The sequence below is a fragment of the Curtobacterium sp. 1544 genome (assembly GCF_040544915.1).
Lineage (GTDB): Bacteria > Actinomycetota > Actinomycetes > Actinomycetales > Microbacteriaceae > Curtobacterium > Curtobacterium pusillum_C.
In genome coordinates this window covers 21,249-34,301 of the sequence record NZ_JBEPKX010000021.1, presented here as the reverse complement: position 1 = coordinate 34,301, position 13,053 = coordinate 21,249, and the positions used below count along the sequence as shown (strand labels likewise).

Here is a 13,053-nt window from a genome sequence, read left to right as displayed (position 1 = left end):
CGGCCACCCCACGGGGTGGCCGGCCGTTCTCATGTACGCCGATACGACGCTCTTATGTCAGTCGTTGGGTCTGTTCCGACGCGCCCTTCGACGCCTATTTCTGCCCGACCGCTTCTGCTCTGGCCCAGGCGCTGCGCGGCGCCTTGTTGACGGTTTTGGGGAGTCCTCAGCACTGCCGAAAGAGAGCCCAGAAAGTACCCCGTACTGGGCCTCGAACTCGCGACCAAGCTCCGATGCTCGTCGCCGGGCAGAATCATCTACTCCACCGACCAGCTGCACAGATGCGTAATGCGCACTCCAGTCGGCCCTAATCACCGCCAGCTCGTCTGACTCGTTCATGCCGGAAGCACTCCGAGTCGCACTTCGGAGCAAATTCATCGTGTTTTCGAGATAGGAAATGGCTGCAACACGGTTCCCCACATCAATATACAACGCCTCGTCGAGGTGGTCTCTACCCCGACGATACAGATCCATCCAAGTCTGATCACCGTACTCCAGAGACACCGCTGACTTATTCAGCAAGATGGTCCCAAGCGTCGTTTGTGTATACGCGTCATCTTTGATCGTCACCGCGCGGCTTGCCCAGCTCTCGGCCGGTCCCCAATCCCCTTCATGCTTCGCATTGATTGCCCGCTGCTCCCAAAAGCGAGCATTCCATGCACCAAAAACAGGCAACAGCGAGTCGTAATATGCATCAATATTGGCGCCTTTGAAGGCGTTCCGCAAAACACGAGCCTGCATCAAACCACCCACCAACGATGCAGGCCGATTTCGCTCCTTCAAGCTTGCGCTCGTAGCGAGCCCGCCAAGGTTGCGCGTGACCCGACTCAAGGAAGCCAGACGAGCGTCGGCTTCATTTCTATCAAACATTTGCTTGAGGGCTGCGCTCCGCTGACGCGCGTATAGAAGGTCCCCCGCAACTTCGACAAGCGCATTCAATGCCGAGTGCTCGGAGATATCGTTTAGGAGCTGATCGGCGCCAACGCCAACGCCGATAGCAGCCTCTGATATCCCTACCTGATGGTTGCCCGCGGACGCTATGGCCAGCATCATCAGCAGGTCAGCGTGCCACTCTTTGGAGAGGGATCGAAGCTCCACAGCGAGACGATTCTGGAAACCCGGGGCTCCCTCTACCTCACCCATGGCTCCGAAGATGTCCCGGTCTCTAAAGTGCGCTCGCCGCGCGGCTGGCGGCAGCTGCTCAAGACGGCCAAGGCGTCCGCGGCGATTGAGCAGAGACTCAATCCGTCGCGCGTCAGCGGCATTCCTGCGGCTGTAAACGATAGTGGTCGATCGCGGCACGGTAACCGATCGGAAGTGGTTGTCGACTTGCAGCTCATGCAGAGTGGTCTCACCAAATATAACGAGGATTGAGCAATCTGTCTCATTCTGCGCATCAGTCAGCAACTCATCGAAAAACATCGTAAATTCATGAGACGAGTCGCAAATAATGACCACCGGCCCCCTCCCTGCACAAAAATCGAGAACTCGTTTCTTGTTGAATTTCGCAACGCGGTCGAAAACAAGGATTGTGGCCGCGCTTTCCCGGAGTTCGGCCGCGATAAATAGCAGTCCGGCCGAAAGACCGGCTAGACGATCGGAAAAGATGACATGAAGAGCACTTGTGCGCTGAAGATCTCGCACCCAAGCACGGCTTTCTCGTAGTACGCGCGACATCCAATCGAACTCCGCGATTGACCCCATCCTTGCATCGGCCCACTGAGGCTTGCTTCCGCCCAGAAAGTCATGATTCCGCAATGGAATGACAGAATCTTCGAGCCGTAATTCCGAGAACTGTGGAATAGAAACAGCGGTCGTTTCGTAAAGGGTAGCCAGGGCTGCCGAGTCGAGGCCAACAAGTGTGGACCACTGTCGAGTGAAATCCTCCGCAGTACCCTCGAACACTATGTATCCCAAGTGTTCCATCTCGCGCCGCTGGCCCGGAGTGACATGCGGGTCAACAATGATGGACGGGGCTGTTGAACTGGGTCGGCTCGCTACCAAAGTGGCCTCTAGGTCTGGTTCATCCAGACCCTTCGCACCGATGATAATGAACGGCTTGGTAACGACGCTCCCCCTGAGTATCTGATCCCACACTGGCGTTCGGGCGATAGCGTTAGCATAGTCGGAAAAAGAGAATACGAGTGGAGTAGGCTCTGGCTCGATGATTGAGCCATGCAAGTGCACGATTTGCAGGTCGTCTGATTCCGAGAACTCATCAGTCCAGTCAATCACCCTGAGCCGCGTCACTCTCTGTCGACGGCTCTGCGCAAACGCCCGCTCAAAAACGTCGTCGATGTTTAGCGTCCACACGCGGCCCCACGGTAAGCCGGCTAGATGCGTAAACCATTCTTCGTGTGTGGCTCCTCCAAATACCTCTTTGAGGTACTTCCAGACTTCATTCTTTCCGACGTCGTAGACCGCCCGCTGATAGGCCCGCTGCAAGGAGTTACCGTCTTCGATGAGGGCCGCGGGAAATTTTTCCTGCAACATTGCGATCAGGGAAGCGGCCATTGGCAGCGGCCGCTGTCGCGCGTTCTTGCTTCCGAAGCTTGCGCCCGCGCCGAGCAGGAGTTGGTAGTCACCACTTCGTGCCGCCACGTAGGCGTCATTGGCTTTATCGCCAAGAAGTAGGCTTAGATCATTCACGAGTTGTCCTCACTGACGGTCACACGATGCTATGGCACGTACCGGTCTCTGCCAAGCAAGTCTGGTGCTCTCGGCGGGCGGCCGCGGTCTGTGAGAGTGGCGTGCTGGGGTATACCGCAGCGCGACGGCGTCCGTCGGCGCTCCTAGCGTCTCGTTGGGGTTCGATTGCGGACGTTGCAACAGGTCTGCCTGAGGGTCTAGACCTGGCGCCACGACTCCTACCGTCGGCTCATCGAAGTTGTCGACGGAGTCGTAGGGGACCCGTCCGGCTTCGGCTCTTGATGCTCACCACAGCCTTCTTGAATGCTCTTGACCGGTCGTTGGCTGCTGCTCGATGGTCATCGTGGGGGCGAGAGGGTCGCCTCCCGATCGTTAGGGGACCTGTATGAAGCTTCGAACAATCACCACCGCGGCGGTAGCAAGCGGATGTGTCATCGCCACACTGATGCTGCCGACGATCGCGAACGCAGACGGGACCGCGACGCCAACCCCAGCTTCAACGTCCGCGCCCGCGCCGACCACGGCCCCGGAGTCAACACACAATCCGGTAGCTCCCGAGTCACCAACTCCGACAGCTTCGCCGACGCGAACATCTACGCCGACGCCGACCGATACGCCTGCCCCAGGTCGGGCCACGCCCGCCAGCGGCACTGTCTGGTTCGTTGGGTCTCCGGACGAGACGCTTCGCACGCTCGTGACCCGGTCCGTGAGCGCTGATCCCCAGTCAGCCGACGCATGGGCCGCAGATTTGCGGTCGCTTCAGGCTGACACGACGGGCGGGAAGACCGTTTCTGTCCCTGGCGCGGCTTCCAACGCGTCGGCGATCGAACAGACGCGTGCGATTGCTGATGCTCTCGATGCGCTTCAGGGCCCATCGACGGCAGCTTCCTCGAAAGTTCACGTACTTGCGTCTGGCTTGACCTATGAGCTCCGCGGTGTTGCCATCAACTCAAACGCAACCTGGCAGATGAACACCGAGATCGACGGCGGATACTGCAGCCCTGACGGGTGCGACATCACGGACAAGACCCGGCAGACTTGGAAGATCAGCCCCGGCTACCGCTCCGACAAGTACAACTTCACCTCCATTCGCACCGGCGCCGGTCACCTCACGAAGATCTACGCGTACATTTCAGCGCTGTGCAACGGGTCGGCGTGCGGTGACACCTTCGCAGGCAAGAGCGGGCCGGAGAATGGCTCCGGGTCCGGGAACGTGTACCTGGATCACCCAACGTCCGCCGCGGGTAAGGGCATCGTGGACCGGGTTCAGATGGAGGCGTACTTCACGCCCAACAAGACGACCTACTACGACAGCGCAAAGACTGGCACCGCGAAGTGCGGGGCAGGCAGCAACTTGAACTGCCGTTACTGATCGCGTGACCCTGAGTAGAACGGTGGAAGGAAAGCGCATGTCCGACCTGATCGATCTCCGCCGGGCCGAAGTGCCGTGGGCACTGCAGGACCGGTTGGTTCTCGCGACCGAAGGCCCAGTATCACTCTGGCTGGATGCGTTCCGGTTACATAGTCAGGCGCTGCTCTTCTCCTCGACGCTCGTCTGGGACCCAACCGCGGTGTCGGAGGATCCTGACGACTGGCCCGACCTCACCGGCACGAGGCCAGGCCGCGAACCCGTCCGACTCGAGGTCCTGGCCAACGAGACACTGTGGGTCAACGATCCGCGGAGCGAGCAACCGTTGGAATTCTTCAACGCCAGCGCGGTTCCAGGATTCGCGACCGCATCATGGTGGATCCCTGTTGTACCTCGGGCCCTGAAGTTCACGGTTCAAACGAGCCTGCTGCCGGACATGATCCACGCTGACATCGACGCATCCGGATGGCAGGACGCCGTCGACCACGTTATCCATCTCAATCGAGAGGCCGGCTAGCGCGGGAAGAGAGGAAGGGCCGTGTGCACCCAGTGGTGCGCACGGCCCTTCCCGCGCTCATTACGAACGGCCCAGCGGACGCCAGTGCGGGCTGATGTCTGATAGTCCTCGCTAGCGCATCGACGCCCGGTGGTGGGCCGCTATCTGTTGGTATCGGCTGCTATCTCCTGCTTGCGTGGAGTAGCTGCCTGGTCGAGGTCTGCGCCGAGCGTTTGAGCGTCGTTCCAGATGGCGGTGAGTCTGGCGAGTGCGGTGTCGACAGCGGCTTCTGTAGCGCCGAGCTCGGTGTAGGTCTCCTGCAGTGTGAGCGTGTCGAACCGTGAGGGCCGCCGCTCGACCAATCCGAGGACCTCCCTCTGCGGTGGACCGTCAGCGGCGGCTGCTCGTCGGCTCGGAATGAGGCTCGTCATCGACCGTCCCGACAACGCGACACCGGTTCGTGCCCAACCGTGAATGTCTAACGGCAACAGCAGTTGCTCCGCCCGACGCCATTCCCCCGGTACCGCCTGCTCGCAGTCGTGCCGGTCGAGGTTCCCCTTTGTGGGGTCGAGGAGTCTGATGACGTCGCCGCGGAATCCGGTCCAGACGGGTCCGACGATGCGCGGCCATCGGGTCACCGCACACGCCGCACACGACGCCGGATCGTCGACTGAGGTAACGACGTGGCCGCGGATCCGGACAATGCTCGTCACCGCGAGGTCCGCAGGGGTAATAGCGCGGGCTTGTTCGCGGGTCAGGTGGAGGACCCCAAGGAGGACTATGAGAAACGCGTCGCGGCGGCCGCGGAGCCCGACCGGGTACCGGTACTTCGGGATCGCCGCGAGCACCCCTCCAACGGCCGCCTGGTCGGGGGCTTCTGGTCGCGGCCACACCCGGGCCTCCACCGTGGGTATCGGGTCCGGGATGCCGGCGGCGAGGTGGTGTGCGCGGATCGTGCGCCGGCGGAGCCGCTGCGTCGACGCGCTCCCGGGGAACAGCGTCAGGAACTGCTCGATCGTTGCTCCCGTCGCAGGGAGCGAATCGTGGTCTGCCGCCTCGCACCACGCGACGAATCGGCCCCAGTGCGCCTCGAGCAGTGCCCTGCTGTCAAGGCCGAGTTTGGGGGAGGTTTGGGGGTTCACAAGCGCATCCGGGTGACCGCGTTGCGGACGAGGGGTGCGTATTCGCGGTCGTAGATCTGCAGGGTGGCGGCGTTGGTGTGGTGGGTCTGGTTCATGATCTCCACGTCCGTGGCGCCGGCGTTGCGTGCTTCGGTGACGAATCCGGCGCGGAGGGAGTGCCCAGACCAGCCGTCCTCCCCGAGCCCGGCGGCCCTCGCGCGGCGGGCGACGGCCTTCCCTACCGTGGTCGGGCTGATGCCGCTGCTCCGGAACAGGCCCCACTTCGACACGGCTCGGAAGAACGGCATCGACGGCGGCAACCGATCCGGGCCGAGCCCGTCGGCGCAGATGTGCACGGCGAGACTCGCGCCGGTGAACGCGGCGAAGAGGCCCGCTTCACCGCGGGCGTCCTGCGCGGCCATCAGTCGGGACAGTCGGACGTACGCGCAGGGGACGCAGGTGACCGGGTTCGCGCCCTGTTGCAGCACCTTGATCCGGCCGGCGCCGTCCTGGTCGGTCTTGGACTTCCGGACACGGGCGTAGACGCCCTCGCCATCGAAGAGGCGGAGATCGGCGACCGTCAGCGCAGTGAGTTCGGATTCGCGGAACGCGCCGACGAATCTGAACAGCAGCAACGCCTGATCGCGGGTCCCTAGGACACCGGTCTGCAGGTCAGCGACGTCGATCTGCAGCAGCGTCGTCTGCAGCGCCTTCAGCGTCATCGGCTTCGCCCGCCGCACCGGCACCGACCGGGTGCGGCGGATGCCCTTCAACACGTCGCGGACGATCGGGGTGGAGCCGGGTGGGGTGTGGCCGCGGCGAGCGTGTTCCCAGTCGATCGCGGCGACGTAGCGACTGATCGTTGCCGGCGCGTACCGCTGGCCGCCATCGGCGAGGACAGCGTTGGCCTTATCCGCGAGGAACGCCGCAACCTCGGTCGGATCGACCGGCGCGGTACTGACCTGCTCGAGCTCGTGCGGTTCGGAGATCTCGTGGTCGAGGAAACCGGCCCGCCACCGCGCGAAATGCCGCAGGTCCGACCGGTACGCGCGGATCGTGTTCGGCGACAGGGACGCTTCGGCAAAGACGCGCGGCGACGCGTCCGCCGGCACCACCACGGCACCCGAACTAGCCGGGCGCCCCTCCCCCGCAGCGGTGCGGAGCCGCGCGAACGCTGTCCGGGACCGCCTGCCGCGGCACGCTCCTCAGCAGACGCACCGCGACGAACAGTGCGAACGCCCGGCGAGCTCATCGCGCGACCCATCTCGATGGTCTCGCCCGCCTCGTCCACTTGCCCTCGTTTCTGCCGTCGTTTTTGCCGTCGTTTTTGCCGTCGGCGGCACTGTGCACGCCTGCCGCGTCAGCTCCGATAATAGTTCTTATCGGATTGATCGAAATTGCCGGCAATTAAACATGCGCAGGCAAACGAAAGCAGCGTCGGGCGATAGACTGAATTAGCGCGCACAAGCGGCGGACATGCCACCGGGACGGACTCCTTTTGATCCGATCGCTCCGCCGGAACGAACTCGTATGAAATCACGGATCTGCTTGATCGAGGCGAAAATACCGCGGGCCTGGATGAGCAACTGGTGGCTGCTCAGGCGCCTGTCGGGTCAGGATTGCAACGCTGTCAGCCATGTGGCTCGGTCGATACCACCCCGAAGCCACCAGCCCACGTCTCCGCATAAGCAGGATGCGAGAGCGAGATGGCACCCAAAGTCGGACGATGGCACCCAATGTCGGGCGCCGAGATCAGCCCGATGAGCAAGGTAGCTTGACGAAACCCACGTATGGCTGCGATCCAACGCCCCGCCGGCCGAAGCCAGCGGGGCGCTCCCCAGTGCGAGCGAGACCTAGAAGTCCCAGTCCTCGTCCTCAGTGTTCACAGCCTTGCCGATCACGTACGACGACCCCGACCCCGAGAAGAAGTCGTGGTTCTCGTCAGCGTTCGGCGACAGGGCGGACAGGATCGCCGGGTTCACGTCCGTGATGTTCTTCGGGAACATCGGCTCGTAGCCCAGGTTCATCAGCGCCTTGTTGGCGTTGTAGTGCAGGAACTTCTTGACGTCCTCGGTGAGACCGACTTCGTCGTAGAGGTCCTGCGTGTACTGCACCTCGTTCTCGTACAGCTCGAACAGCAGCGAGAACGTGTAGTCCTTCAGCTCGTCCCGCTCGGCCTGGCCGAGCTGCTCGAGCCCCTTCTGGTACTTGTACCCGATGTAGTACCCGTGGACGGCTTCGTCACGGATGATCAGGCGAATGAGGTCGGCGGTGTTCGTGAGCTTCGCACGCGAGGACCAGTGCATCGGCAGGTAGAAGCCGGAGTAGAACAGGAACGACTCGAGCAGCGTCGAGGCGACCTTGCGCTTCAGCGGCTGGTCGCCCTGGTAGTAGTCCATGACGATCTGGGCCTTCTTCTGCAGGTTCGGGTTCTCCTCGGACCAGCGGAAGGCTTCATCGATCTCGGGCGTCGACGCGAGAGTCGAGAAGATCGACGAGTAGCTCTTGGCGTGCACCGACTCCATGAACGCGATGTTCGTGTAGACGGCTTCTTCGTGCGGGGTGATCGCGTCGGGGATGAGCGACACGGCGCCGACGGTGCCCTGGATGGTGTCCAGGAGCGTCAGTCCGGTGAAGACGCGCATGGTCAGCTTCTGCTCGGCCGGCGTGAGCGTGTTCCACGACTGCACGTCGTTCGACAGCGGCACCTTCTCGGGCAGCCAGAAGTTGTTGACGAGGCGGTTCCAGACCTCGACGTCCTTGTCGTCCTGGATGCGGTTCCAGTTGATGGCCTGGACCGAATCGATGAGCTTCAGCTTCTCGACCAACGCACGTTCCTTTGTAGAGATGGTGACTAAGTGACGGGCTGGAGGCGCGGTGCGGGCTGGCACCGCGCCTCCAGGATGTGGGCAGTCGCGTCAGCGACCAGCCGCTACAGCATGCAGCTGACGCAGCCCTCGACCTCGGTGCCCTCGAGCGCGAGCTGGCGCAGACGGATGTAGTAGATCGTCTTGATGCCCTTGCGCCATGCGTAGATCTGCGCCTTGTTGATGTCGCGCGTGGTCGCGGTGTCCTTGAAGAACAGCGTGAGCGACAGACCCTGGTCCACGTGCTGCGTCGCCGCGGCGTACGTGTCGATGATCTTCTCCGGGCCGATCTCGTACGCGTCCTGGTAGTAGTCCAGGTTGTCGTTCGTCATGAACGGCGCCGGGTAGTAGACGCGACCGAGCTTGCCTTCCTTGCGGATCTCGATCTTCGACGCGATCGGGTGGATCGACGAGGTGGAGTGGTTGATGTACGAGATCGAACCGGTCGGCGGGACGGCCTGCAGGTTCTGGTTGTAGATGCCGTGCTCCTGGACGGAGGCCTTCAGCGCGGCCCAGTCCTCCTGCGTCGGGATCGCGATGTTCGCCTTGGCGAAGAGCTCCTCCACGCGCGAAGTCGCGGGTGCCCAGACGGCGTCGGTGTACTTGTCGAAGAACTCACCCGACGCGTACTTCGAGTCGCGGAAGCCGTCGAAGGTCTCGCCGGTCTCGATCGCGATCGTGTTCGACGCACGCAGGGCGTGGAACAGCACCGTGTAGAAGTAGATGTTCGTGAAGTCGATGCCCTCTTCGGAGCCGTAGTACACGCGCTCGCGAGCGAGGTAGCCGTGCAGGTTCATCTGGCCGAGGCCGATGGCGTGCGACTTGTCGTTGCCGTCCTCGACGGAGCGGACCGACGAGATGTGCGACATCTGCGACACCGAGGTGAGGCCGCGGATGGCGGTCTCGATGGTGCGACCGAAGTCCGGCGAGTCCATCGTCAGCGCGATGTTCAGCGAGCCGAGGTTGCAGGAGATGTCCTTACCGATCTCCTTGTATGAGAGGTCCTCGTTGAACGTGGTCGGCGTGTTGACCTGCAGGATCTCCGAGCACAGGTTGGACATGTTGATCCGACCCTTGATCGGGTTGGCCTTGTTCACCGTGTCCTCGAACACGATGTACGGGTAGCCCGACTCGAACTGGATCTCGGCGATCGTCGTGAAGAAGTCACGCGCCTTGATCTTCGTCTTCTTGATGCGCGGGTCGTCGACCATCGCGCGGTAGTTCTCGGAGATCGGGACGTCGCCGAACGGGACGCCGTAGACCTTCTCGACGTCGTACGGCGAGAACAGGTACATGTCCTCGTTGTTCTTCGCGAGCTCGAACGTGATGTCCGGCACGACGACGCCCAGCGAGAGCGTCTTGATGCGGATCTTCTCGTCGGCGTTCTCACGCTTGGTGTCGAGGAACCGCATGATGTCCGGGTGGTGCGCCGACAGGTAGACGGCACCGGCACCCTGACGCGCACCGAGTTGGTTCGCGTAGGAGAAGGAGTCTTCCAGCAGCTTCATCACGGGGATGATGCCCGAGGACTGGTTCTCGATCTGCTTGATCGGGGCGCCGGCCTCGCGGATGTTGGAGAGGAGCAGGGCCACGCCGCCGCCGCGCTTCGAGAGCTGCAGCGAGGAGTTGATGCCGCGCGAGATCGACTCCATGTTGTCCTCGATGCGGAGGAGGAAGCAGGAGACGAGCTCGCCGCGCTGGGCCTTCGCGGTGTTGAGGAACGTCGGGGTCGCCGGCTGGAAGCGGCCGGCGACGATCTCCTCGACGAGGTCGATCGCGAGCTGCTCGTTGCCCTGCGCCAGGCCGAGGGCGGTCATCACGACGCGGTCCTCGAAGCGCTCGAGGTAGCGCTTGCCGTCGAACGTCTTGAGCGTGTAGCTCGTGTAGTACTTGAACGCGCCGAGGAACGTCTGGAACCGGAACTTCTTCGAGTACGCCAGGTCGTTGAGCTTCTGGATGAACTCGAGCGAGTACATGTCGATCGTCTCGCGCTCGTAGTACTCGTTCTCGACCAGGTAGTCGAGCCGCTCCTTCAGGTTGTGGAAGAAGACGGTGTTCTGGTTGACGTGCTGCAGGAAGAACTGCTTGGCGGCCTCACGATCCTTGTCGAACTGGATGTTCCCGTCCGCGTCGTAGAGGTTGAGCATCGCGTTGAGGGAGTGGTAGTCCATCCCCGTCTGCGGCGACGTCAGATCGACGTCTGCAACTGCTGCGTCCAAAATGCATCCAATCCTGAGTTGACCGCCGACACGTCGTCAGGGGTCCCGAAGAGTTCGAATCTGTAGAGAACGGGGACGTTGCACTTCTGTGCGATGACGTCCCCCGCGAGGCCGTAGGCCTCACCGAAGTTCGTGTTGCCGCCGACGACCACACCGCGGATGAGCGAGCGGTTGTGCGCGTCGTTGAGGAACTTGATGACCTGCTTGGGGACCGCGCCCTCGCCGTTGCCGCCGCCGTAGGTGGGCAGGAACAGCACGTAGGGCTCGTCCACGTGGAGGAACGGGTCGCTCGGGTAGAGCGGGATCCGGTCCGCGTCGCGGCCGAGCTTCTCGACGAAGCGCGCGGTGTACCCGGACACGCTCGAGAAGTAGACCAGTCGGCTCATGGTGCCCCTCCGGGTGAGAAGGTGCGGACAGACGGACCGTGGGGTGTCCGGGGTGGTGATCCGAGCCTCCTGAACGAGCTCGGGGCACCACCCGCGGACGTGAAGCGCGTTACGCCAGTTCGGCGCTGAGCGTCGCGATCTTGTCGGGGCGGAAGCCCGACCAGTGGTCGTCGTCGGTCACGACGACGGGGGCCTGCATGTAGCCGAGGCTCTTGACGTGCTCGAGCGCGGCCTCGTCCGTGGAGACGTCGTGCACTTCGTACTCGATGCCCTTGTTGTCGAGGGCCCGGTACGTCGCGGTGCACTGGACGCAGGACGGCTTGGTGTAGACGGTGACGGCCATGTTCTCCCCTGGTTTCTTGCTGGGTGGTACGTGCTGTGGAGGTGGTGCTGATGCTGGTCCGCAGCCGAGGTCCGGGAGGGGCCGCTGCGATGGCTCCACACTACATCTAGTGGCTGGCGGAGTCACCGACCACAAGAGGAAGTGTTACAGCCGTGTAGTTCTCCACAAGCTCCTCCACAGTGTGAACAGCTCGGAGAGGCCCGTGATTCCGCCATTCTCCAGCCGACCACCGACACTTCCCCACACCCGTGGACAGGTTCGATCCACATGTGTGGAATCAGCGCGTCGGCGTGTCGCGGATGCCTCGCGAGCGGACCGCCGTCCACACCTCCCCCGGACGGGTGACACCCCCTGCCGTCCGGTCCGTACACTCGTGTCGTGAGCACGTACGGCCCCCTCCTGAAGACCCCTGGCGTGGGTCGTGTCATCGCCGCGCAGCTCACCGCACGCTTCCCGTTCGGGATGCTGTCGCTGGCCTACCTGCTGCACGTCGAGCACGTCTTCCACTCGTACGGCGCCGCGGGCCTCGTGCTCGCGACCACGAGTGTCGGCCAGGCGCTCGCGGGCCCGCTCACCAGTCGGTGGATGGGCAGCTGGGGCATGCGTCCGGTCCTCGTCCTGACGAGCATCTTCGCGCTCGTGAGCATGGGCGTGATCGCCTTCGTGGTCATGCCGCTCTGGGGGTACGTGGTCGTCGGGTTCATCGGCGGCCTCGCGGTCCCGCCCGTGCAGCCCGCCGTGCGCACCATCTACCCCAAGATGGTGACCTCTTCGCAGCTCACTCCCCTCTTCTCCCTCGACGCGAGCGCGCAGGAACTCATCTGGGTCGCCGGCCCGGTCATCACCACGTTCGTCGCGACGCAGGTCGGCACCGTGCAGGCGATCGTCCTCGCGATGGTGTTCCTGGTCGTCGGTGGCGCCTGGTTCATCGGCTCCCCCGAGCTCGGCCGGGTCCGCATCCCCCGGTCGAAGCGGGCGTTCGGCGTCGTGCTGAAGCGGCCGTCCGTCGTCGTGGCCACCCTCACCGGACTCCTCCTCATCGGGGCGTGCGCCGCGGTCGAGGCGAGCGTCACGAGCGTCTTCGGCGAGGGCAGCCCGAACGCCGGCATCGTCCTGGCCGTCTTCGCGGTCGGTTCGCTCATCGGCGGTCTGACGCTCGGCCACCGCCCGATCTCACGGAACACCCTGTGGACGCGCATGTCGATCGTGTTCGTTGGGCTCGCCCTGGCCGTCGGCGGCACGAACTTCTGGTGGCTCTGCCTCGCGCTCGTGATCGCGGGTGCGGGCATCGCCCCGGCCCTCGCCGTCATGTTCGGGTCGGTGTCCGCGACGGTGAAGTTCTCGGACACGGCAGAGGCCTACGGCTGGATGGGCACCGGCCAGCTCATCGGGGCTGCGGGCGGTTCGGCGGTCGCGGGCTTCCTCATCGACAGCCACGGAGCGTCCGGCGGCATGATGGTCAGCGCCGTGATGGCCGCCGTCGGGGTCGTCCTGCCCCTCGTCACGAAGCGGTGGCTCCCCGACCTGCGCGGTCGCGACGCGAGCCCGATCCCCGACACCGAGCCGGTGACGATCCCCACTTGACCCCGGTCGTCGAAACACG

General features: G+C 63.5%; 10 protein-coding genes. 3 read left to right on the top strand and 7 right to left on the bottom strand.

What is annotated here, in order from left to right:
• Positions 1-57 precede the first annotated feature (57 nt).
• Positions 58-2,649: an SIR2 family protein gene (locus tag ABIC61_RS12710; RefSeq protein ID WP_354030187.1), complete on the bottom strand. Its 2,592-nt coding sequence runs from the start codon at positions 2,647-2,649 to the stop codon at positions 58-60.
• Positions 2,650-3,565: 916 nt separating this feature from the next.
• On the opposite strand from ABIC61_RS12710, the gene ABIC61_RS12705 reads away from it, so the two are divergent.
• Both ABIC61_RS12705 and ABIC61_RS12700 read left to right on the top strand, forming a co-directional pair.
• Entirely contained in the window at positions 3,566-4,021 is a 456-nt protein-coding gene (locus ABIC61_RS12705) for a hypothetical protein (protein WP_354030186.1), read from the top strand.
• A 37-nt stretch (positions 4,022-4,058) separates the two neighbouring features.
• Positions 4,059-4,535 carry a hypothetical protein gene (locus ABIC61_RS12700; RefSeq protein WP_354030185.1) on the top strand — a complete coding sequence of 159 codons (477 nt, stop codon included), beginning with the start codon at positions 4,059-4,061 and terminating at the stop codon, positions 4,533-4,535.
• Positions 4,536-4,675: 140 nt separating this feature from the next.
• Here the strand turns inward: ABIC61_RS12700 and ABIC61_RS12695 are convergent, their stop codons facing one another.
• The 6 genes from ABIC61_RS12695 to nrdH all read right to left on the bottom strand — a co-directional run bounded on the left by ABIC61_RS12695 (position 4,676) and on the right by nrdH (position 11,450).
• Positions 4,676-5,656, bottom strand: a complete 981-nt coding sequence (locus tag ABIC61_RS12695) for a hypothetical protein (RefSeq protein ID WP_354030184.1) — start codon at positions 5,654-5,656, stop codon at positions 4,676-4,678.
• On the bottom strand, positions 5,653-6,750 hold the full coding sequence (locus ABIC61_RS12690; protein WP_354030183.1) for a site-specific integrase: 1,098 nt from the start codon (positions 6,748-6,750) through the stop codon (positions 5,653-5,655). Before ABIC61_RS12690 ends, ABIC61_RS12695 begins: the two co-directional genes overlap by 4 nt.
• A gap of 738 nt (positions 6,751-7,488) precedes the next feature.
• Entirely contained in the window at positions 7,489-8,463 is a 975-nt protein-coding gene (gene nrdF / locus ABIC61_RS12685) for a class 1b ribonucleoside-diphosphate reductase subunit beta (protein ID WP_079237121.1), read from the bottom strand.
• A 104-nt stretch (positions 8,464-8,567) separates the two neighbouring features.
• Positions 8,568-10,673: a class 1b ribonucleoside-diphosphate reductase subunit alpha gene (nrdE, locus tag ABIC61_RS12680; protein WP_354030216.1), complete on the bottom strand. Its 2,106-nt coding sequence runs from the start codon at positions 10,671-10,673 to the stop codon at positions 8,568-8,570.
• A gap of 17 nt (positions 10,674-10,690) precedes the next feature.
• Positions 10,691-11,107, bottom strand: coding sequence for a class Ib ribonucleoside-diphosphate reductase assembly flavoprotein NrdI (nrdI, locus tag ABIC61_RS12675; RefSeq protein WP_144750933.1), 417 nt, complete (start codon positions 11,105-11,107; stop codon positions 10,691-10,693).
• A gap of 109 nt (positions 11,108-11,216) precedes the next feature.
• Positions 11,217-11,450 (bottom strand): glutaredoxin-like protein NrdH, encoded by a 234-nt coding sequence (gene nrdH / locus ABIC61_RS12670; RefSeq protein ID WP_017886897.1) that lies wholly within the window; start codon positions 11,448-11,450, stop codon positions 11,217-11,219.
• A 378-nt stretch (positions 11,451-11,828) separates the two neighbouring features.
• Between nrdH and ABIC61_RS12665 the strand changes: the two genes are divergently transcribed.
• Positions 11,829-13,034, top strand: coding sequence for an MFS transporter (locus ABIC61_RS12665; RefSeq protein ID WP_354030182.1), 1,206 nt, complete (start codon positions 11,829-11,831; stop codon positions 13,032-13,034).
• Positions 13,035-13,053 lie beyond the last annotated feature (19 nt).

What these genes read in the sequence shown, in the direction of transcription:
- nrdI (WP_144750933.1), bottom strand. Translation starts at nt 11,107, where the DNA reads ATGAGCCGACTGGTCTACTTCTCGAGCGTGTCCGGGTACACCGCGCGC.
- nrdH (WP_017886897.1), bottom strand. Translation starts at nt 11,450, where the DNA reads ATGGCCGTCACCGTCTACACCAAGCCGTCCTGCGTCCAGTGCACCGCG.
- ABIC61_RS12700 (WP_354030185.1), top strand. Translation starts at nt 4,059, where the DNA reads ATGTCCGACCTGATCGATCTCCGCCGGGCCGAAGTGCCGTGGGCACTG.
- nrdE (WP_354030216.1), bottom strand. Translation starts at nt 10,673, where the DNA reads ATGGACTACCACTCCCTCAACGCGATGCTCAACCTCTACGACGCGGAC.